Annotated in this window: 15 protein-coding genes and 1 tRNA gene; 8 read left to right on the top strand and 8 right to left on the bottom strand. The window is 63.4% G+C overall.

Annotated elements, in window-relative coordinates; all coding sequences use genetic code 11:
• Positions 1-6: 6 nt before the first annotated feature.
• Positions 7-2625 (top strand): [protein-PII] uridylyltransferase, encoded by a 2619-nt coding sequence (locus Q0T48_RS08040; RefSeq protein WP_295954839.1) that lies wholly within the window; start codon positions 7-9, stop codon positions 2623-2625.
• On the opposite strand, the gene Q0T48_RS08045 is transcribed toward Q0T48_RS08040, so the two are convergent.
• From Q0T48_RS08045 to Q0T48_RS08055, 3 genes are all read right to left on the bottom strand, one after another.
• A complete protein-coding gene (locus Q0T48_RS08045) occupies positions 2622-3695 on the bottom strand; it encodes a glycosyltransferase (protein WP_295954842.1) in 1074 nt (357 codons plus the stop codon). The two genes, Q0T48_RS08040 and Q0T48_RS08045, sit on opposite strands and share 4 nt — an antisense overlap.
• A gap of 55 nt (positions 3696-3750) precedes the next feature.
• On the bottom strand, positions 3751-6081 hold the full coding sequence (locus Q0T48_RS08050; RefSeq protein WP_295954845.1) for a DUF3772 domain-containing protein: 2331 nt from the start codon (positions 6079-6081) through the stop codon (positions 3751-3753).
• Positions 6082-6263: 182 nt separating this feature from the next.
• Positions 6264-6340, bottom strand: a tRNA-Pro gene (locus Q0T48_RS08055).
• Between the two features lie 113 nt (positions 6341-6453).
• Here Q0T48_RS08055 and Q0T48_RS08060 point away from each other — a divergent pair.
• Complete coding sequence (locus Q0T48_RS08060; RefSeq protein ID WP_295954847.1) at positions 6454-7086, top strand: LysE family translocator; 633 nt, start codon at positions 6454-6456, stop codon at positions 7084-7086.
• A gap of 49 nt (positions 7087-7135) precedes the next feature.
• Here the strand turns inward: Q0T48_RS08060 and Q0T48_RS08065 are convergent, their stop codons facing one another.
• The 3 genes from Q0T48_RS08065 to dinG form a co-directional block, all read right to left on the bottom strand.
• On the bottom strand, positions 7136-8188 hold the full coding sequence (locus Q0T48_RS08065; protein ID WP_295954848.1) for a S1C family serine protease: 1053 nt from the start codon (positions 8186-8188) through the stop codon (positions 7136-7138).
• Between the two features lie 86 nt (positions 8189-8274).
• Positions 8275-9150 carry a methylglyoxal synthase gene (locus Q0T48_RS08070; protein WP_295954851.1) on the bottom strand — a complete coding sequence of 292 codons (876 nt, stop codon included), beginning with the start codon at positions 9148-9150 and terminating at the stop codon, positions 8275-8277.
• A 28-nt stretch (positions 9151-9178) separates the two neighbouring features.
• The gene (dinG, locus tag Q0T48_RS08075; RefSeq protein ID WP_295954853.1) at positions 9179-11335 is read right to left on the bottom strand and encodes an ATP-dependent DNA helicase DinG; all 2157 of its coding nucleotides are present in this window, start codon (positions 11333-11335) and stop codon (positions 9179-9181) included.
• A 455-nt stretch (positions 11336-11790) separates the two neighbouring features.
• Here dinG and Q0T48_RS08080 point away from each other — a divergent pair, with 455 nt between their 5' ends.
• The 4 genes from Q0T48_RS08080 to Q0T48_RS08095 all read left to right on the top strand — a co-directional run bounded on the left by Q0T48_RS08080 (position 11791) and on the right by Q0T48_RS08095 (position 15886).
• A complete protein-coding gene (locus tag Q0T48_RS08080; RefSeq protein ID WP_295954856.1) occupies positions 11791-12684 on the top strand; it encodes a LysR family transcriptional regulator in 894 nt (297 codons plus the stop codon).
• A gap of 93 nt (positions 12685-12777) precedes the next feature.
• The gene (locus Q0T48_RS08085; protein ID WP_295954860.1) at positions 12778-13257 is read left to right on the top strand and encodes a heme-degrading domain-containing protein; all 480 of its coding nucleotides are present in this window, start codon (positions 12778-12780) and stop codon (positions 13255-13257) included.
• Positions 13254-14408, top strand: coding sequence for a Gfo/Idh/MocA family oxidoreductase (locus tag Q0T48_RS08090; protein WP_295954863.1), 1155 nt, complete (start codon positions 13254-13256; stop codon positions 14406-14408). Before Q0T48_RS08085 ends, Q0T48_RS08090 begins: the two co-directional genes overlap by 4 nt.
• A gap of 35 nt (positions 14409-14443) precedes the next feature.
• Positions 14444-15886: a hypothetical protein gene (locus tag Q0T48_RS08095; protein WP_295954866.1), complete on the top strand. Its 1443-nt coding sequence runs from the start codon at positions 14444-14446 to the stop codon at positions 15884-15886.
• Positions 15887-15963: 77 nt separating this feature from the next.
• Here the strand turns inward: Q0T48_RS08095 and Q0T48_RS08100 are convergent, their stop codons facing one another.
• On the bottom strand, positions 15964-16740 hold the full coding sequence (locus tag Q0T48_RS08100) for an IclR family transcriptional regulator C-terminal domain-containing protein (protein WP_295954869.1): 777 nt from the start codon (positions 16738-16740) through the stop codon (positions 15964-15966).
• A gap of 241 nt (positions 16741-16981) precedes the next feature.
• On the opposite strand from Q0T48_RS08100, the gene pobA reads away from it, so the two are divergent.
• Together pobA and Q0T48_RS08110 are read left to right on the top strand one after the other, a co-directional pair.
• On the top strand, positions 16982-18169 hold the full coding sequence (gene pobA, locus Q0T48_RS08105) for a 4-hydroxybenzoate 3-monooxygenase (RefSeq protein WP_295954871.1): 1188 nt from the start codon (positions 16982-16984) through the stop codon (positions 18167-18169).
• A 75-nt stretch (positions 18170-18244) separates the two neighbouring features.
• A complete protein-coding gene (locus Q0T48_RS08110; protein WP_295954873.1) occupies positions 18245-18865 on the top strand; it encodes a DUF1294 domain-containing protein in 621 nt (206 codons plus the stop codon).
• A 248-nt stretch (positions 18866-19113) separates the two neighbouring features.
• On the opposite strand, the gene Q0T48_RS08115 is transcribed toward Q0T48_RS08110, so the two are convergent.
• Positions 19114-21462, bottom strand: a complete 2349-nt coding sequence (locus Q0T48_RS08115; RefSeq protein ID WP_295954876.1) for a YgiQ family radical SAM protein — start codon at positions 21460-21462, stop codon at positions 19114-19116.
• Between the last annotated feature and the right edge of the window lie 169 nt (positions 21463-21631).

The following is a 21631-nucleotide window of genomic DNA, read 5'->3' on the forward strand; positions in this document are numbered from 1 at the left end:
GGTCTGATGACCGACGTTCCCACGCTGCGGGCACATTACCTGCATGAAAAATCACTGCTGCTCGAAGCCGTACGCGACAGCGGCGCCAGCACCCGAGGCGTACGCACCACCCTGCAAAACCTGTCGGCCCTGAGCGACGATATCCTGCGCGGCCTGTGGGCGATTACCGGATTCACCCCATCGTTTGCGCTGGTGGCTGTGGGTGGCTTTGGCCGGGGTGAGCTATTTCCCTGTTCCGATATCGACGTGCTGATGCTGCTGCCCGACGGTGTATCGCCCGAGGCCGACCCGGCGCTCAAGGCCCGTATCGAAGGCTTTATTGGCAGCTGCTGGGATGCCCGGCTGGAGATCGGCTCCAGCGTGCGCACCTTGGACGAATGCCTGGCCGAGTCCGCCAAGGACGTGACGGTGCAGACCTCGCTGCTCGAATCGCGCCTGATCACCGGCGACCCCAAGCTGTTCAACCAGTTCCGCAAGCGCCTTTCGGACGCGCTGGACCCACGTGCATTTTTCGTGGCCAAAACCCTGGAAATGCGCCAGCGGCACAACAAGTTTGAAAACACGCCGTTTTCGCTGGAGCCCAACTGCAAAGAGTCGCCCGGTGGCCTGCGCGACTTGCAGACGATTCTGTGGGTGGCCAAAGCCGCCAAACTGGGCAAGACCTGGGACGAGTTGGTGCGCAGCGGCATTGCCACTCCACACGAAGCCAAGCAGCTCAAACGCAACGAAGCCTTGCTGTGCCTGATCCGCGCCCGCCTGCACCTCACCGCAGGCCGCCGAGAAGACCGGCTGGTGTTCGACCTGCAAACCGCCGTAGCCGAGTCGTTTGGCTACACCACGGTGTCGGACGACGATACCGGCCTGCCGGTGCGCTCCAGCGAGGCGCTGATGCGCCGCTACTACTGGACCGCCAAGGCCGTGAGCCAGTTGAACCAGATCGTGCTGCTCAACATCGAGGAGCGGCTCAACCCCTCCACCCACGCGCTGCGCCCGATCAACGAACGTTTTTTTGAAAAAGCCGGGATGATCGAGGTGGCCAGCGACGACCTGTACACCCGGCACCCGCACGCGATTCTGGAAACCTTTTTGCTGTATGAGACCGCCGTGGGCATCCACGGCCTGTCGGCCCGCACGCTGCGCGCCCTGTACAACGCCCGTGGCCTGATGACCGCCAAGTTCCGCAGTGACCCGGTGAACCGGGCTACGTTTCTGGCGATTCTGCAAGCGCCCTCGGGAATCACCCACGCGCTGCGGTTGATGAACGACACCTCGGTGCTGGGCCGCTATCTGTGGGTGTTCAGGCGCATCGTGGGGCAGATGCAGCACGACCTCTTCCACGTCTACACGGTCGACCAGCACATCATGATGGTGCTGCGCAATATGCGCCGCTTCTTCATGGCCGAGCATGCCCATGAATACCCGGCCTGCTCGCAGCTGGGCGCGGGCTGGGACAAGCCCTGGATTTTGTACGTGGCGGCACTGTTCCACGACATTGCCAAAGGCCGGGGCGGTGACCATTCTGACCTGGGTGCCCGCGAAGTACGGCGTTTTTGCACCCAGCACAATATTGCCGCCGAAGACAGCCAGTTGATCGAATTTTTGGTCACCGAGCATCTGACCATGAGCCGCGTGGCCCAAAAGGCCGACCTGAGCGACCCCGACGTAATTGCCGCGTTCGCCAAGCGCATGGGCAACGAACGCTACCTGACTGCCCTGTACTTGCTCACCGTGGCCGACATCCGCGGCACCAGCCCCAAGGTCTGGAACGCCTGGAAGGGCAAGCTGCTGGAAGACCTGTTTCGTTACACCATCCGCGTGCTGGGGGGCCGCGCGCCCGACCCGGATGCCGAAATCGAAGCCCGCAAGCGCGAGGCGCTGGTGATGCTGGCCCTGCACGCCCAGCCCTTCGAGTCGCACAAGGTGCTGTGGGAGACGCTGGACGTGGGCTACTTTATGCGCCACGACGCAGCCGACATCGCCTGGCACACACGCCAGTTGTCACGCCACATCGCCAAAACCCCGGCGGCACTGGACGGGGTCGACAAAGCCATCGTCCGGGCCCGCCTGTCACCGGTGGGCGAAGGCCTGCAGGTGATGGTCTACACGCCGGACCAGCCCGATCTATTCGCCCGCATCTGCGGCTTTTTTGACCAGGCCGGTTTCAGCATCGTCGATGCCAAGGTGCACACTGCTCGCAACGGCTACGCGCTGGACACCTTCCAGGTGGTCACCGCCATGCTGCCCGAGCACTACCGTGAGCTCACCAGTATGGTCGAAAACGACCTGGACATGACGCTGACACGCCAAGGTCCGCTGCCCCCGCCCAGCAAGGGTGGCCGGGTGTCGCGCCGGGTGAAGAGCTTCCCCATCGCGCCGCGGGTTGAATTGCGGCCCGATGAAAAAGCCCAGCGCTGGCTGCTGTTCATCTCGGCCAGTGACCGCGCCGGTCTGCTCTACCTGGTGGCCCGAGTGCTGGCCAAGCACAACCTCAGCGTGCAACTGGCCAAGGTGTCCACCCTGGGCGAGCGGGTGGAAGATAGCTTTTTGATCCAAGGCCCTGAGCTGCAGTACAACCGTAACCAGATCGAAATCGAAACCGAGTTGCTGCAGGCGCTGGCGGCTTAAGAACCTAGGTTTTGTTCTCGGATAAACCGGTCTGGCGCGGCAAAAAACTGCAGCCACCGGTCCACCACGAACTGGGTGCCAAACAAGGGGTTGGCTTGCACCGACGGGCCACCGTTGCGCACCCAGTCCAACAAGGTTTCTACCACAGCCGTCTGACTGGTATCCATCGGCGGATTGCGCTTGCTTAGTATCTCTGCCGCTGCGCCAAAATCATGCGCCAGCACTGGTGTTCCAACCGCATTGGCCTCGGCGTACACCAAGCCAAAGGTTTCCGGCCGTTTGCGTTGGGGATAAAACACACACAAAGCTTCGCGTACATGCTTGAGAACTTCGCGCTGGGGCAAAGAGCCCAGCGTAGTGATGCCCGGTGTATCCAGCAAAGTCGGATCACATTTTTTAATGTAGCCCGGATCGGCAATATACAAACGCAAACGCGGTTCGCGCAGATGGGCTTCGCGGAATGCCGAGACCACGTGTTCTATGCCTTTGTACGGCGAGCTGAAAAAAACCAGTTTAAACGGATCCCGCAAGACCAGCGGGTCGGGAGCCAGAACTTCGTCAATCGGGTTGTGCTGGTAGAGCAGTCCGCCACGCCCCATAAGCCCCGCCGTGGCCCAATACCCCACCAGGCTGCGCATATGGCGCAGCGTATGGGCGGCATGGGTCTGTGAAACGCACACAATGCCCAGTTTGTAACGCAGATGGTCTTGCCAGAAAAACGGCACCTCGTCTTTCAGAAAATTGTGCAGCCACAGCCACAAGCGCGCAGAACCCGCGCGAACCACCGTGTCGATGTACTGCGCCTTCTGGATGAAAACCACATGGTCGGCACCACGCACGGCGGTATCCAGAGCGCTGATCGGTAAAAACTCCAGGTTCTCGTTCTCGACCCGCGGCTCGGTGCGGTTGTGTTGCAATACCTTGACGGTGTGCCGGGCCGACAAGCCCAGCGCAACACGGATCACCGATGCCTCCGTTCCCCCCAAACTACGTGTCCGCAAAACCTCACTGTCATACGGTGTAGGACACTTCGGGTCGATAAAAACAATCAACATGGTTTCCTTGAGCAATTGAATGCTTTCCAGGCTACCGGCCTGTGCCTGGGTGGTATCGATGGTGGGGATGCTACCCGGCTTTTTCGCCTTCACCCGGTGCGGGTTGGAGCGGTACTTCGCGCAGCACCATGGTCGATGGATTCGACATCGGCAGCTTGGCCTCGCGCAGGCGCCTGAGCACTTCAAACAGCACATCGCTGCGCACGCCGTACGACATGCGCGGCGAGCCGACGTAGGCCGTGGCGTTGAAGACCAATTTGCCGTTGTCGATGCCGTCCAGCGCCACGCTGGGCGCAGGGCTGGCTTGCACCTCGGTGTGGTCTTGGAAAGCGGCCAGCATCAGAGCACGCACCTGCTCTACATCGGTATCCAGCGGCATGGGCAGCTTGATCTGCACCAAGCCCAAGGGGCTGGCGTGGGTGATGTTGCGCACGGTTTTGGTGATGAACTCGGAGTTGGGCACGATCACGGTGGAGCGGTCGCTCATCTGGATCTCTGTGGCGCGCACGTTGATGCGGCGGATATCGCCCTCTACCGTGCCCAGCACCACCCAGTCACCCACCTTCACCGGCCGCTCGGCCAGCAGAATCAGGCCTGACACAAAGTTCTGCACCACCGCTTGCAAGCCAAAACCAATACCCACCGACAAAGCGCTGGCCACCCAGGCCACCCGCTCCAGCCCGATACCCACGGCAGACAAGGCCAGCGCCACCACCAGCACCCCGCCCGCATAGCCAAACAGCGAACTGGTGGACATCTGCATGCCCGCGTCCAGGTTCGTGGTGGGCAGCAACTGGTCTACCAGCCAGCGCTTGAGCAGGCGCACACACGACAGGCCCACCACCAGCACCACAATGGCCAGTAGCAGCGCCGTTGGCCGCACCTGCACCTCGCCAATCGCAAGGCCATCGCTGAACTGGGTGGCACGGTTCAGCAGCTCGGGCGGCCCATCGCCAAACGGCGACAGCACCGAGGTCAGCGCGACCAAGGCCACCAGGGCGCGGCCCACGCCCGACACCAGCACAGCGGCCTGGTCGCGCATGCGCCAGGCACCGGCCGGCATGCTGGCCGGGTTGTTGGCGGCCAGCCAGCCCATGCATACGTCGTCTATCAGCACCAGCAGCAAATAGGTGGTGCTGGCCACAATCGCCGTCCAGGCCAGTTGCCGCACCATGAAGCCACCCAGCGCCACATAGCCCAGCAGCAAAGCCACCACACTACCCACCAGCACCAGCCACACCAAGGCCGCCAGCACGGCCAGCCACAGTGGACGCGGGGGTACGCGGTCGGCATCGGGGCCGCGGTCAAGCAGTCGGCGCAAACGCTCGCCCCGGCCCACGGCAATCACCATGCTGATGCCCAGCAGCAGGGCCAAGATGCAGTTCAAAGCCACGGTGGTCGCCAGGCTGGCGTTGACCAGCGCATACAGGCGCTCTACCAGCCAGCCAGCCGTGGTGATGATGGCAAACACCAGCGGAAACCAGGCCAGGCCTGTGGCCACCGTGTCGGGCAAAGCCGGTAAACGCCAGCTGTGCCGGTCGGCCGCCAGCAGCGCGCGCCCCAGGCCCACCACATAACCACCAAAGCAGGCCAGGCCCAGGCTGCGCACCAGCAAGGCATGCGGCAAGGGCGACAAATCGGCGCGCCATTCCAGCCCGCTGCGCACAATCACCGCCACCAAGCCCCAGGCCAGCACCGACAACACAATACGCACCACGGCAAACAGCGAACGCCGCAAACGGCCATGCGGTATGCGGGTAGTGGCTACGTGTAACAGCAGGGCTTCGGCTTTGCGGCGCAACAGCACCAGCAGTACCAAAGCGGCAGCCATGCCGCCCCACACACCCACCGATGCCGCGCGCAGTGCCTGCAGCAGTTCCCCGGCCAGCGCACCCAAACGGCCCGCATCGGCTGCGTAGTTGTCGCGCAATTCACTCCAAAATGCCGGGGCCAGAATCGAGGCGGTGCGGTGGCCCAGCTCGGTCTGGAACTGGGCGCGGCGTTGTACCGATATCTGATCGGCCAGTTGCTCGGCCTCTACCGCCACCAAGCCCGCCAGCTTGACCTGAGCATCCAACGCATTACTGTTTTTGTCGAGTTGGCTGCGCAGGGTGGCGATGTCGGGGGTTTCTTTTTTGTCGGTAGGTGGCTTGCCCAGCTCGGCCAGGCGTGCCTGCACACTGCTGCGCTTGGGTTCCAGATCGTCGGCCATCTTTTGGGCCTGCGTCTGCGCCGCCAGGGCGCTGCTGCGCCAGGCCAGTAAATCTGCCTCGGGGTCGGGGTTGGCCAAACCCTTTTGCATGGTCTCAACCTGCTGGCGCAACTGGTCCAGCGTGACCTCCGGGTCCGGTGCCTGCGCCCACCCGGGTAGCGCCCACAGCAGCAACACCAAAATAAACAAGCCAAATAGGCCTCTAGCGTATATATTACCTACGCGTGCAGCTATCAATTGCATAGTATTTTATTCCTCACTAGCTTGCCTGGACTTGGGTGCAGAGTAGCCAAGCACAGGCAAGTTGCTTCACGTTAGAGACGAAAAAAAGCCACCAGGAGAAACCTCTTGGTGGCTTTATCTTCATTCAATGGTCGGGGCGAAAGGATTCGAACCTTCGACCCTCTGGTCCCAAACCAGATGCGCTACCAGGCTGCGCTACGCCCCGACAAGCCTCGTATTTTACAACGAGTTTTCAGGGGTTCTGGCCACCTTGTTGATTAAATCGTAAATAGCTTGAATTACCATGGTGGCTCCACTTCACCTTGCCCCACCCTGCCCATGACACTGTCTACCTACTTCCTGTATCTGGCCGCCGTATCCGTGCTGGTGCTGTCGCCCGGCCCCACCATGCTGATGTGCATTACCCGGGCCTTGCAGCACGGCTGGGCGCGCGGCATTGTGTCGGGCCTGGGCAGTGTGACAGCGGCGCTGGGCATCATGCTGCTGTCGGCCCTGGGGCTGGGCGCGGTGCTGGCGGCATCCGAGACGGCGTTTACCGTGCTCAAGGTGGTGGGTGCCGCGTACCTGATCTACCTGGGCATCAAGACCTGGCGCAGCCCGGCGGTGGCTTTCAACCCCGCCAGCGGTGATGCAGCAGCCCTACCCACTCTTGGCACCTGCTACGCCCAAGGCTTGATGGTGGGGGCCAGCAACCCCAAGGCCTTGCTGTTCTTTGCCGCGTTCTTTCCGCAGTTTCTGGACCCGGCTGCCGCCTGGGGCCCACAAATGGGCATTCTGGCTGCCACCTTCATGGCCATGGAAATGTCGGTGCTGACGTTGTGCTCGCTGGGCACGGCACGCATCGCCCCGTTTTTGGCCTCTAGCGCGCACGTGCGCTGGATCAACCGGGTCTGCGGTGGCCTGTTTGCGGCCATGGGCGGCATCCTGCTAACAGTCCGCCGCCACGCCTGAGCTATTTATTTGATAGCAACTTACGCATATTCCATCTGCGCTAAAGGCCTTAAATACCTGTAGGTTTGCGCATGGTGCTCATGCGGTCTACCGCCTTGAGCACAATGGTCTTGATGTCGGCACCCTGCAGCACGGTGAGCTCGATGTCCACCTCGGCCTGGGCGTGGTCCCAGAGCTTTTTGTAAAAGCCCTCCAGCGTGCTGACCTTGGCACCGTCCACCGCCAGTACCACGTCACCGGGCTCCAGGCCCGCCAGCGCGGCAGGGCTTTCCTTGCTGACACGCACAATTTGCACCCGCCCAGCCTGCTCGCTGGAGGTCAAACCCACCCAGGGCCGGTGGCTTTGCTGGCTACTGCCGGTCGTCTGTAGCTCCGCCAGAATGGGTTTGAGCAAATCCACCGGTACAAACATATTGCCGGCAATGCGCGGACTGCGGCCCAGGGCATCGCCCACCAGCAGGCTGCCAATGCCCATCAGTTCGCCGCGCTGGTTGAACACCGCTGCGCCCGAATGGTTGCCCACCGGCGGACTGGTGAAAATGGCGCTGTCGATGTGGTATTCCCAATAGCCGGAAAATGGCCGCTGGCTGACCACCTGGACCATGTTCACATCGGCATCTTCACCGCCGAGTTGCGGGCCGGTGGAAGCCATCAACGGTTCGCCGGTGCGCAATTCCTGCAGACTACCCAGCTGCACCGGCTGGATGCCACGCAAAGGCAAAATTGGTCGAATCAAACCAAAACCTGTCGCCAGGTCATAGGCCACGGCCTGGGCGGGCAGGGTTTTGTGGTCTTGCGTAACGACTTCGATGCTCTGCGCATCCACCATCAGGTAGCCGATGATCAAAATCAGGCCATCTGGCCCGATCACCACGCCCGAGCCGCTGCGCCGCTGGCCCAAAGTTTCGGCCGAGCGTGCGCCCTCTTCCACGCTGACCTGCACGCCCACCACGGCAGCGTTGGCCTTGGCAAGTATCTCGATGGTGGTCTGCACCGCCGGAGCCGCCGTGGCAGCAGCCAGCGCCAGGCAAGCCGAACCCCAAAAAGCCCACAAGCCCACGCCCAGAGAACGCAAACGGTAACGCCATAAACCGGTGTGCATGGTGAACTCCTTGGGCGGAACAGAGGTCCGCAAACCAAGAATGCGCCTAATTCAAACCATACACAACAGCGGGGATATTGGCGTATTCAGCCCTTCACACGGCTTAACGCATCGGCCCAGCGCCAGGCCATCGCAGGGGAATTCATGCAGGTGGTGCGCTCACTGGCGCTGCAGACGGCGCGCTCCATCAGCTGGATGTCAGCCTCGTGCTGGCGGGCCACATGCGGGTCTTCAAAAAATATGACCTTGTGGCAGGTGCCATCCAGCACGCGCTCGGCAATTTGCGCGTCGCCACCCAGCGGGCCGCTACGATAGGGAGTGACCCAGGGCGTGCCAACGGGCCAGCCCCGGCTCCAGGCCATATCATTGAGCAAGCCGCCGGTGGTGCCAGTGGCCACCCGCTCGGAAAAGCGCGACAGCAAGTCAAACTGGGTGCCCGCAAACTCCACCATCTGGGTTTTCAAGGCGTCGTGGGCGATCAGCGCCACCACCTGCTCGGGCATGGCCTGCAGCAGTGCCGCACCAGGGGCCTGGGCGGCCTCCAGCCCGGCATGCAGGCTCTCTACTTTCAGCCACTCCAGTGCTGCCGCTTCGGTGGCCATAAAGGGCTTACCGTGGATCACGCACTGCCGCTTCAAGGCCTGCGCCTCGGGGAACAGCGAGGACGGATCGACCGGGTCGATCAAAAAAATCACCCCGTCCAGCGCCTGCCCCGGCTGCACGCCGCCCACGATATGCGACACCAGCCGCGTCAGCCCGCCCGAATGCCCGTTCGGATAGCGCACCAGCCCCGGGAATTGGTCTAACAAGCCATAGCGCTCCACCGCGTCATAGGTGCCGCCGACAGCGTGCAAACCCAGCTTGAGGGCGCGCACGGCGGGTTCTGCGGCCTGCAGCCAGCGCAGCAAGCTGCTGTCCGAGCCCTGGCGGTGCAGGCGGTGGGCGATGAGTCCAAAGCGCATGGTGTCTCCTCAAATATTTTTTTGTAATTTACGCCAACACGCGTCCCTGTGCATCTTTGCGCAGCCGCGCAAACGGCGGCAGGCCTTGCAGCAAGCGCTGGCCGTAGCTGGTGTCGCTCAAACGGCGGTCGTAGCAGTAAACGAAGGATTTGTCCGTCTCGGTGCGGATGGCGCGGCCCGCCCATTGGGCCAGCTTGATAGCGGTAGCGGGCACGACCAGCTCGCTGAACGGGTCGCGGCCCACACCACGCAACCACTCGGCACGCGACTCACCCACCGGGTCATCGGGCGAGGCAAAGGGCAGCTTGGCAATGAACACGGTTTCGCACAGCTGGCCGGGCAAATCCAGGCCCTCGCCAAAGCTTTGCATGCCGAAAATGATGGACACCCCGCCCGCGCCCACCCGCTCGCGGTGCTGCTGCATCAGGCGGATGCGCGGCAGGTCGCCCTGCACCAGCACCTTGGGGCGCAGCGCGTCCGGCAGGGCCAGCACGGCTTGGCGCATCTGGTCGCGCGAAGTGAACAGGCACAGCGCGCCATGCTGCACCTCGGCCAGGTCGCGCACCAGGGCCAGCACCATCTCGGCCACAAAAGCGCTGGCGTTGCGCGGGTCGGCCAGGGTTTGCACGGTGACAAACTGGCCCTGGGTGGCGTAATCGAAGGGGCTGACTACTTCCAGGGTGGTGGTGGCCTCGTCGTCTTTCAGGCCGGTCTCGCGCAGGAAAAAGTCGAACTCGCCACAGCTGGTGAGCGTGGCGGAGGTGACCACTGCCGCCCGCACATTCGCCCACAGCTGGTGGCGCAGGGTCGAGCCCGGCAGGATGGGGCTGGCGCAGGCCTTGATCTGCACCCGGCCATCAGTCTCGGCCAGGGTGAACCATTTGGCGACCGGCGCGCGGGGAGGTTCAGACTCTTGCAGCAGCAGTTGGGCCGTGGCGTGCACCGACTCCAGCCGCGGCGACAGCATGCCCAGTTGCGCGTACAGCACCGACAGGCGGCGCGCCTCGTTGGGCGCGTCCTTCATCTCGGTGCGCAGGGCTTTGGCGATGTCGTTCAACACACCCAAAAAGCTCTCGGCCATCACGCTGACCATGCCCAGCGGCTCCACCAGCTCGGGCGGCAGCTCGCCCTTGGGCAGGCGCACGCGGGCCGGGCCGAAGGCACTGGGCGGCTCGCGCAAGGCATCGGCGTACAGCGTGGCCACGGTTTTGGCGATGTCTTCCAGGGTTTGCTTGAGCTGCGAGGCATAACGGCCCACGTCGGCCACCTCGGACACGCCCATCAGGCTGCCGATGCGCTTGGCGCGGCCCGCCAGGGTGTCGATCCAGCCCAGGCGGCTCAGGTCCATGGCGGTGGAGAACTTGTCCAGCGCCACGGCGGGCAGGTGGTGGCCTTCGTCCAGGATCAGCAGGCAGTTGTCCAGCTCGGGCAGGGTGCGCGTGCCCAGGGTGGACAGCAGCAGGTCGTGGTTGGCCACAATCACCTGCGCGCCGACCAGCTCCTTGCGCTTCTCGAAATAGGTGCAGCCATTGAAGGCCGGGCAGTGCTTGCCGGTGCAGCTGCTGGCCTCGGCGGCAATGGGCTGCCAAATGTCTGCATCAGGCTGCTGGGCCAGGTTGTCACGGTCGCCGTCCCAGGCGGCGGTAGACAAGTCGCGGGCCAGGCTGGCGTACTGCAGCATGCGGGCTTCTTCGTCGTGGCGCACAAAGCTGGCGGCGGCCAGCTCATCAGCAAACATGTCATCGTCGTCTGCCCCGCCCTCCCCGGCCAAGCGCGACAGCTTGAGCTTGCACACATAGCGCCCGCGCCCCTTGGCCAGGCCGAAGCGAAACGGCTCGTCCATCAGCGCCGCCAGCGCGGGCAGGTCTTTGGTCACCAACTGCTCTTGCAAAGCCACGGTGGCGGTAGAGATCAGCACGCGCGTCTTGCGCGCCAGGGCCACGGCGATGGCCGGGGCGCAGTAGGCCAGCGACTTGCCCACGCCGGTACCGGCCTGGATCACGGCGATGGAGCGCAACGGCGTGTCGTCTTCGTTCTCCATCTTGCCCAGCGTGGCTTCGCTGAAAGTCTGCGCCACCCGCTGCGCCATCAGCCGCTGGCCGGGCCGGCTGCGGAAGTCGCCCGCGGCACTGACAACTTTGTCAAACGCGGCAAGGGCGGACTGGGCGGTGTGTTCGGGGGACATGGGCAAGGCGCAATAGACTGGATGGGCTTACAGTTTAACGGAGAGCTGAGATTTATAAAAAATAAGGCTCTAGCGCATATAGACTCTACGCTAGTAGCTATTTAAATAGTAGCAGGCAGAAAAAAACCCGCCGGAGCGGGTTTTTTTCAAGCGGGCTAAAGAATTACTTCTTAGCTGGCTTTTTGCTGTGTTTTTTCTTGGACATGGTGTTCTTTCGCGGGTGGAAAAATAAAACGTCTGACATTCAATTTACATTTACCTGCAGACACCTCTAGAACGTGGCGCTGACGCTGGGGTTGACAGCTTTTCAAAACTTAACACTCCCGGCCAGCGCCGTCTCCTTCTATTGGGTCGGGATTCTAAAGACGCAATGCAACGCAAACGGAGCCACCGCCGTCTTTACAAAGGCCTTACTCGGTGTAACCCACAGAACCCATTCCGCATCCGCAGCCACCATGTTCCGCCTCGACCACCTTGCCGACATCACCGTTTTTGCCCGCATCGCGGCCCTGGGCAGCCTGTCTGCCGCAGGGCGCGACCTGGACCTGTCGCTGGCGGTGGTGTCCAAACGCTTACAGCGACTGGAATCGGCGCTGGGCGCGCGGCTGGTGCAGCGCAATTCGCGCCAACTGAGCCTGACCGCCGAGGGCCGCGAATTTCTGCCCCACGCGCAGGCGCTACTGGAACAAGTACAGCGTGCCGAAGATGCCGTGGCCCTGCGGCGCGGCGGTGCATCTGGCCTGCTGCGCATCACCGCGTCCAACGCCTTCGCCCGCCGCCAGATTGCGCCGCGCCTGGGCCGTTTTCTAGACCTGTACCCGCAGGTACAAGTGGAACTGGTGGGCACGGATGACACGCTGGACCTGGTGAAAGACGGCATCGACATCGCCATCCGCCAGGGCGCACTGCCAGACTCGGACCTGGTGGCCCGCACCATCGCCATGGACCGCCGCGTGCTGTGTGCCGCGCCCAGCTACATCGCCCGGCACGGCCTGCCGCTGCAACCCGAAGACTTGGCCCAGCACCGCTGCATCGTGTTTGGCGACCCGGCCATCAAAACCTGGGCGCTGGTGTGCGGCGATGAAAGCCGTAGCCTGCAGATCAGCCCCGCCGTGCACACCCACGCGGGCGACGCGGCGCACGGGGCGGCGCTGGGCGGCGCGGGCGTGGTGTTCAAGTCGGAATGGGAGGTGGCCGAAGACATCGCCGCCGGGCGGCTGGTGGCGCTGCTGCCGGGCTGGGGCTCGGTGGCGCGGCCCATCCATGCGGTCTACCCGTCGGCCCGCAACCCAGCTCCCAAGGTGCGCTGCCTTATCGACTTCATGGTGGATGCGCTGAAAACACCCTGATCCTCAACGATCGGTTGAGGCTGCATCCGTTTCTCAGGCATTGGCATGAGCGCTGTGCCTGCACAGAATCAGCGCTCTTACCAGGAGCCCACTTTGTCCCCACTCGATGCCCTTCTCCAACAAGAAGATACGCTGGTCTTGCCCGCCTTTGACGAAACCACCGCCTACGCCATCGGCACCGCCCTGCGCGCCGCCGCACTGGAGCGCGAAGCCCCAGTGGTGATCGATATCCGCAGCGGCACGCGCCAGCTGTATTTCAGCGCCCTGCCCGGCTCGCACCCCGACAACGCCGACTGGGCGCGGCGCAAAGCCAATCTGACCCTGCACTGCCACGCCTCCAGCCTGCGGGTGAAGCTGCAGCTGGAAGCCGAGCAGCGCAGCGCCTGGCCGGATGCCGCGCTGAACACCGCCGACTACGCCGCCCACGGCGGGGCGTTCCCGGTACGGGTGCGGGGCGTGGGCGTGGTGGCAGCCATCGGCGTGTCCGGCCTGCCATCCCGCGACGACCACGCCATCATCGTCGCCGCCCTGGCGGCGCACCTGGGCTTTTCGAACATCGTGGAGACCCCATGACTCCCTTCAACATCGGCGTACTCGGCATCGGCGACATCAGCGATGTGTATATCCAGAACCTGCAAAAGTATGGCGTCGTCCACGTACTCGCCTGCGCAGGCCGCGACCTGGCCAAGGTCCAAGCCAAGGCCGCCCAGCACGGTATTGCCCGCGCCTACGCCACGGCGCAAGAGCTGATAGCTGACCCCGACATCCACATCGTGCTCAACTTGACCCTGCCTGCCGTGCACGCCGAGCTGACCCTGGCCGCGCTGCGGGCGGGCAAGCACGTCTACACCGAAAAACCCCTGGCCACCAACGTTGCCCAGTGCGCAGAAATCCTGGCGCTGGCCGCCGAACGCGGCCTGGTGGTGGCCTGCGCACCCGACACCATCCTGGGCAGCCGCCTGCAAACCTGCCGCCAGTTGATCGACGAAGGCCGCATCGGCGAAGTCACCGGGGCCAGCGCCTTTGTGGTCAGCCATGGGCACGAATGGTTCCACCCCAACCCCGCCTTCTTCTACCAGCCCGGCGGCGGCCCGCTGCTGGACATTGGCCCCTACTACATCGCCGCGCTGCTGTCGCTGCTGGGCCCGGCCACGCGCTGCTGCGCCATGGGCAAGCGCACCATCCACAGCGAACCGCTGCGCGGCACCGAGATCGCGGTCGAGGTGGATACGCACATCAGCGGCAATATCGAATTTGCCAACGGCGCGATCGCCACCGTGCTGGCCAGCTTTGACGTGTGGGATTCCGAGCTGCCCCGGCTGGAGATCTACGGCACGAAAGGCACGATTTGCCTGCGCGACATCGACCCGGTGGACGGCCCCAACCTGTTTGGCGGCGAGGTGCTGCTGCGCACGGTGGACGAATACCGCTGGAAAAGCCTGCCGCGCCCCGCGGTACAGCCGGATTGGATCCGCGTGCCCGCACAGCACCGCTTTGGCGAGACCAGCCACCGCGTCAACAGCCGGGGCATCGGCCTGATAGACATGGCCTACGCCATCCGCCAGCGGCGCGCCGCCCGGGCCAGCGGGGCCATGGGCCTGCACTGCCTGGAAGTGATGGAGGCCATGCTGACCTCGGCCGCCGAGGGCCGCTTCGTCAGCCTGCAGACCACCTGCGAACGGCCTGCGCCGCTGCCGGTGGACTTCCCCGACCGCGAAGCCTAACGTGCCATGGAGGGCATGTACCATCGCCCTCCTCTATGCACCGCCCCCATACCCACCACACGGCCTACCGCCACCGCGACTTCCTGCGCTTTCTGGTCTGCCGCCCGTTCGTCTGGATGCTGCTGTGCCTGGTGGCCGAGGCCGGGCTGGCGGCCAGCACCACCTGGCTGATCATTGAGGCCGGGCGCGACATGGTGGACAAGGTGTTTCTGGTGTCCGACTTTGCCTGGATCGTGGGCGTGCAGTCGGCCTCGTACGTGGTGGGCGCCAGCAGTTGGATTTTTGCCGAGCGCGCCGGGTTTGGGGCCTTTGGCCGCTACATGCTGCGCTTTGCCCGCGACAACCAGGGCCAGCCCGCGCTGCTGGGCGACAAAGACCAGCGCGAACTGGCCGAGCCGTTTTTGACCAACGAGGCCTTCCACATCTTCTTTGAGCTGGTCTACGAGCTGGAGGCGGACTTGAAGCTGCTGTTCGGCCTGCTGTTCAACGCCGCCGTGCTGGGCGTGGCCATCGACGCGGGCCTGCCCATCGTCTACGCCGGCGTGTTTGCCGTACTGCTGCTGTTGCAGTGGCTGGTGCGCAAGCCGGTGGCTGCCGCCTACCTGGCCCACCAGCGCAGCACCAACCGCATGACGGCCCACACCTACAGCGCCTGGGAAAACATCTTTAGCGGCAATCGCTACAACTTTCGCCTCTGGCATAGCGGCTTCAAAACCCGGCTGCGCGACGCGCTGGCGGCGCAGATCAAAGCTATTTTGGCCCGCGAGGGGCTGGCCACCATCAACGGCATCGTCTCGCTGGTAGCCTTGTTTGCCTACCTGGCCTGGGTGGCGGGCGAAAACGTGGGCAACACCAGCCTGCTGGTGGCCCTGGCCGCCACCCTGCCGCGGCAAATCGCCTTGTCTGGCGACATGCACGGCCTAGCGTCGGGCTGGAACGACCTGGCCGCCGTGTGGACGCGCATCGGCGGTGCCTGCAACGCCATGCGGCCCGCGCCGGATGCAGGTTTTGTGCAGCGCATCGGCTTTGACCACCTGCGCCTGCAGTGGAGCAGCGGCGAGGCGCAGGCCTGCAGCAGCCTGGACCAGGCCCTGGCCGTGGTCAACGCCCGGCCCTTTGGTTGGCTGCAGGTGCGCGGCGGCAATGGATCGGGTAAATCCACCCTGCTGGCCGCGCTGAAAACCCAGCTCGGCCAACAGGCGTTTTACTGGCCGACGCACGACAAGCTGGCGTTTGCCTTTGCCGCCGGGCTGCCTACCGACGATGAGGACGAAGATGCCCCCGCCGCCAGCGGCTTCTCGTCCGGCGAACGCCAACTGCGCGCGCTGCAGGAAATCACCCAGAAAACCCAGGCCCGCGTCTACCTGCTGGACGAATGGGATGCCAACCTGGATGCCCGCAACCGGGCGGCAGCCGAAGCTTTGGTGCAGCAGCTGAGCGCACGGGCAGTTGTGGTCGAAATTTCGCACCGTAGCTGAATACGGAAATTGCTATATTTTCCGTAGCTACTAGCGTAGGTAGTGATTACGCTAGAGCCTCTTTTTATATAAATTTATCACAGTAGCGGACGCAGTTCCCGTGCCGCCTCCAGCAGCAGCGGCAGCAAGTCACGGCGCAGCACCTCCTGCTCCAGCCGCTGCGGCGTGGTCACCACGTTCAGGGCGGCCACGGTCTTGCCTTGCAGATTGCGCAGGGGGATGGCCAGGGCGTGCACGCCGGGTTCGTGCTCTTCGCTGGCCACGCAAAAGTCATCGGCCCGGACTTGGACGATGGCGGCGCGGAAGGCTTTGGGGTCGGTGGTGGTGTGGGCGGTCAGGCGCGGCAGGCTGCGGTTTTTCATCCAGGCGTTGAAAGCCAACTTGGTTTCATTGGCCAGCAGCACCCGGCCGGTGGAGGTGGCGTGGGCGGGTAAGCGTGCGCCCAGGTGCAGGCCATCGGCCAACACGCGCAACGGGCCCCCGCTGCGGTCGTTGCCGCTTCTTGCCACGATAACCACCTCGTCGCCATCGCGCACCACCGCCGAAAACGACTCCAACGTCTGCGCCGCCAGCCGGTTCAGGGTGGGCTGCAGCACACGCGGCAGCTGGGCCGATGCCAGGTAGCTGCCCGAAAACCGCAACACCTTGGCCGCCAGCCAGAAGTAGCTGCCGTCAGTGTCCAGGTAGCCCAGGTGCGCCAGGGTGAGCAGATGGCGGCGGGCCGCGGCGCGGGTCAGCCCGGCACGCTGGGCGGCCAGGGTGGCGTTGAGGCGCTGGCGTTCGGTGTCAAAGCTCTCCAGCACCGCCATGCCCTTGGCCATGCCTTCGATCAAATCGGCTTTCTGAATGGTCATTGCACACCCCCAGGCTGCAGTGCTTCGCATCTTTCGCCAACCCCCTTGCAGGGGGCAACACCAGCAGCCTGGCAAAGCCAGTTCTGCGGTGTTTCTGGAAGGCTCATCTTTTGCATGGGCTCCACCCTTTTTGCGCGGCAATCGCACATCAAGGCCGATCATCGCACATTGTCGCGTTGGACGACTGGCAAATGTACGGACTAAAAACTAAGCTTGCGGCAACAAATTCAGGAGACATTCAATGCGTACCCAGGTTGCCATCATCGGTGCAGGCCCTTCAGGCTTGCTGCTCGGCCAGTTGCTACACAAAGCCGGCATTGCCAACATCATCATCGAGCGGCAAAGCCCCGACTACGTGCTGGGCCGCATCCGCGCGGGCATCCTGGAGCAGACCACCGTGGACATGCTGCACGAAGCGGGCATGGGCGATCGCGTGCAGGCCGAGGGCGTGGTGCACCACAGCATCGACCTGGTGTTCTCGGGCGTGCGCCATGCCATCGACGTGCATGGCCTGACCGGCGGCAAGGTCGTTACGGCCTACGGCCAGACCGAAGTGACGCGCGATCTGATGGATGCGCGCAGCGCCGCAGGCCTGACCACCGTGTACCAGGCCGCCCAGGTAAGCGTGCACGACTTCGACAGCGCCACGCCCCGGGTGCGCTACCAGAAAGACGGGCAAAACTACGAACTGGAGTGCGACTTCATCGCCGGCTGCGACGGCTTCCACGGTGTCTGCCGCGCCAGCGTACCCGAGGGTGCGGTCACCGAGTACGAGAAGGTGTACCCGTTTGGCTGGCTGGGCGTGCTGGCCGATGTGCCGCCGGTGTCGCCCCACTCCATCGTCTACGGCAACAGCGAGCGCGGGTTTTCGCTGTGCTCGATGCGCAGCCTGTCGCGCAGCCGCTACTACGTGCAATGCCCGCTGGACGACAAGGTCGAGGCCTGGAGCGACCAGCGCTTTTGGGACGAGCTGCGCAGCCGCCTAGACCCCGAGTTGGCCGAGCGCATCGTCACCGGCCCCACGCTGGAGAAAAGCATTGCCCCACTGCGCAGCTTTGTGGCCGAACCGATGCGCTTTGGCCGCATGTTTCTGGCGGGTGATGCCGCCCACATCGTGCCACCCACCGGGGCCAAGGGCCTGAACCTGGCGGCCAGCGATGTGAAATACCTGTCCGGCGCGTTGATCGAGTTTTATACCGAGAAAAGCGCTGCTGGCATCGACACCTACTCGCAGCGCGCCCTGGCGCGCATCTGGAAGGCCGAGCGCTTTTCGTGGTGGCTGACCTCGCTGATGCACAAGTTTCCCGACACCGGAGCCTTTGGACAGCGCATGCAGGAGGCCGAGCTGGAGTACCTGGTGCACTCCACCGCCGCATCCACCGTTCTGGCCGAAAACTACGTGGGGCTGCCACTCTATACAGGCCGGTAAAACAATGTAACCAACCGTATACACGGAGGTGTACAGGATCAGAATTCCTTCTCGGTACACATTGGAGTGACGAGAATGAAAAAAAAAGGGAAGATCCACCACTGGAATACCTCGCGCGGTATGGGGTTCATCCGCAGCCCAAAAACCGGTTACGACATCTTTTTCCACCTCAAGGACTACCGCGGCTCGGCCTTGCCGCGCGAAGGTGAAACGGTGTGGTTTGACGAAATCACCTCCAGCCACACCAAACCCCGCGCCATCGAGGTCAGCACGGCCAGCGGCAACGCCGACGTGCATTCCCACCGGCCTCGCCACTACATCGGCCGCAAATCGGGTGCCCGCTCCTTTGTGCTGCTGCTCTTTCTATGGGGCGTGCTGGGGGTGTGGGGGGTGTGGAGCTACCGCCTGTCGCTTTGGGCCGTGGCCGCGGTGCTGGTGGTCAACCTGCTCACCGTACTGGCCTACGCCAGAGACCCGCGTGCCGTACGCAACCACTACTGGCGACCTCCGGAGCCCGCCCTGCATCTGTTCAGCCTGCTAGGCGGCTGGCCCGGCGCAGGCTTGGCCCAAAGCATCCTGCGCTACCGGTCGCGCAAAGCATCGTTTGTCAGCCTGTACTGGGGCACGGTGGCGCTGCATTTCGGGATATTGCTGGGCTGGCTGTTTTGGCTCCAACCCAGGCTCGCCGCCCATTGATCTGCTGTGGCCACATGCGGGAACTACTCCTGCTGCTCAAATAACAGGCAGCGCAAGCTTTCCCCTTTAAAAACAAAGACTTACCCTTGTCATACAAATAAAGTACAGAGTTACCCCCAAAGTTATCCAGTGCGGACGGGGAGAACTTTGCCAGCTACTGCTTGCACAGCAGCTAACGGCTTGACACCTTAACTGCTGTAAAAATAATAGCTACTAGCGTAGACAGCCTCTACGCTAGAGCCCTATTCTTATACTTTGGCCTTGTAGATCGGCTTGGCGGACTTGGCTGGCTTACCCGATCCATTGTCGCGCGGCGGCAGGCCGGTATGCTGGGTCAGCAAGCGGCCCTTGGTCACCGGTGAAGACTTGGTAGTCACCGTGGTGGAGTTTTTCTTGCGCGCGCTCTCATAGCCGCCATCCGTCATCGGCTGGTAGGTGGGGATGAGGTGGTGCTTGCCGTTGCCGATCAGGTCGGCGCGGCCCATGGTTTTCAGGGCTTCGCGCAGCAGCGGCCAGTTGTTGGCATCGTGGTAACGCAAAAAAGCCTTGTGCAGCCTACGGCGGCGGTCGCCTCGGACGATGTCCACGGTTTCGCTATCGCGGGTGACCTTGCGCAGCGGGTTCTTGCCGCTGTGGTACATGGTGGTGGCGGTGGCCATCGGCGACGGGTAGAAGGTCTGCACTTGGTCGGCGCGGAAGCCGTTTTTCTTCAGCCATAACGCCAGGTTCATCATGTCTTCGTCGCTGGTGCCAGGGTGGGCGGCGATGAAGTACGGAATCAGGTACTGCTTCTTGCCGGCTTCCAGGCTGAACTTCTCGAACAAGGTTTTGAACTTGTCGTAGCTGCCGATGCCGGGCTTCATCATCTTGGTCAGCGGGCCCTGCTCGGTGTGCTCGGGCGCAATCTTTAGATAGCCGCCGACGTGGTGGGTCACCAACTCTTTCACGTACTCGGGGCTTTGCACGGCCAGGTCGTAGCGCAGGCCGGAGCCGATCAAAATCTTCTTGATGCCCTTGAGTGCGCGGGCGCGGCGGTAGATCTTGATCAGCGGGTCGTGGTTGGTACCCAGGTTGGAGCAAATGCCGGGGTAGACGCAGCTGGGCTTGCGGCAGGCGGCCTCGATCTCTGGGCTCTTGCAGCCGAGGCGGTACATATTCGCCGTGGGGCCGCCCAGGTCGGAGATGGTGCCGGTGAAGCCTTTCACCTTGTCGCGAATGTCTTCGACTTCCTTGATGATGGATTCTTCGGAGCGGCTCTGGATGATGCGGCCCTCGTGCTCGGTGATGGAGCAAAAGGTGCAGCCGCCGAAGCAGCCGCGCATGATGTTCACGCTGAAGCGGATCATTTCCCAGGCGGGGATCTTGGTGGTGCCGTCGTGGCTGCCGTTCTCATCGGCGTAGGCCGGGTGCGGGCTGCGGGCGTACGGCAGGTCGAACACGGTGTCCATCTCGGCCGTGGTCAGAGGGATGGGCGGCGGGTTGATCCACACGTCGCGGGCGGTCACGCCCTCGCCGTGGGCCTGCACCAGCGCGCGGGCGTTGCCGGGGTTGGTTTCCAGATGCAGCACGCGGTTGGCGTGGGCGTATAGCACGGGGTCGGCCTTGACCTGCTCGTACGACGGCAGGCGGATAACCGAGCGGTCGCGCGCGGGCACCTTGATTTTGGCCAGTTCGCGGGCTTGCGAACGGGCCAAGGCATCGCCCAGTGACGGACTCATCTTGACTACGGCCTCTGCGGGCACGCCTTGCGGATTGGCATCGTCCTTGGAGCAGCTGGAGCCCTGCTCTGCCGCCTGCTCGGAGGTGGTCTGATAAGGGTTGATGTGCGATTCCACGCGGCCCGGCGCATCGACCGAGGTGGAGTTGATCTCAATCCAGTCGCGCCCGGTCGGGTCGTCGCTGCGACGAATAAACGCTGTGCCGCGCACATCGGTAATGCTTTGCACGGGTTCTTTGGCGGCCAGGCGGTGGGCCACTTCGACGATGGCGCGCTCGGCGTTGCCGTACAGCAGCAGGTCGCACTTGGCATCCACCACCACGCTGCGGCGGACTTTGTCGGACCAATAATCGTAGTGCGCAATGCGGCGCAGCGAGCCTTCTATGCCGCCCAAGACGATGGGCACGTCTTTATAAGCTTCGCGGCAGCGCTGGCTGTAGACGATGGCGGCGCGGTCGGGGCGCTTGCCGCCGATGTCGCCGGCGGTGTAGGCATCGTCACTGCGGATCTTGCGATCGGCGGTGTAGCGGTTGATCATCGAATCCATGTTGCCCGAGGTCACCCCGAAGAACAGATTCGGCTTGCCCAGCGCCTTGAACGGGTCGGCGCTCTGCCAATCCGGCTGGGCGATGATGCCGACGCGAAAGCCCTGCATCTCCAGCATGCGGCCGATCACCGACATGCCGAAACTGGGGTGGTCCACATAGGCGTCGCCGGTGACGATGATCACGTCGCAACTGTCCCAGCCCAGTTTGTCCATCTCGGCGCGGCTCATCGGCAAAAATTTGGATGTACCAAAGCGAGCCGCCCAGTACTTGCGGTAACTGGTCAGCGGCTTGGCAGCGCGCGCGAAAAAAGAAACGTCAACCGGGGCGTTCATTAGGGGGCTTTGTTGGGAGTAACCCGCGATTTTAAGGGCTGGGGCGGTTTTGCGCACTTTGTTGTGGCAAACGGCCCCAAAAACAGGCCAATCGGGCCTCCTTGTGTAGACAAGTTCAGGCCATTTCACCCCTTTCCACACCCGCCCAACACGCATGGCTCGATATAGC

The sequence above is a fragment of the Rhodoferax sp. genome (genome assembly GCF_025354435.1).
Lineage (GTDB): Bacteria > Pseudomonadota > Gammaproteobacteria > Burkholderiales > Burkholderiaceae_C > Rhodoferax_B.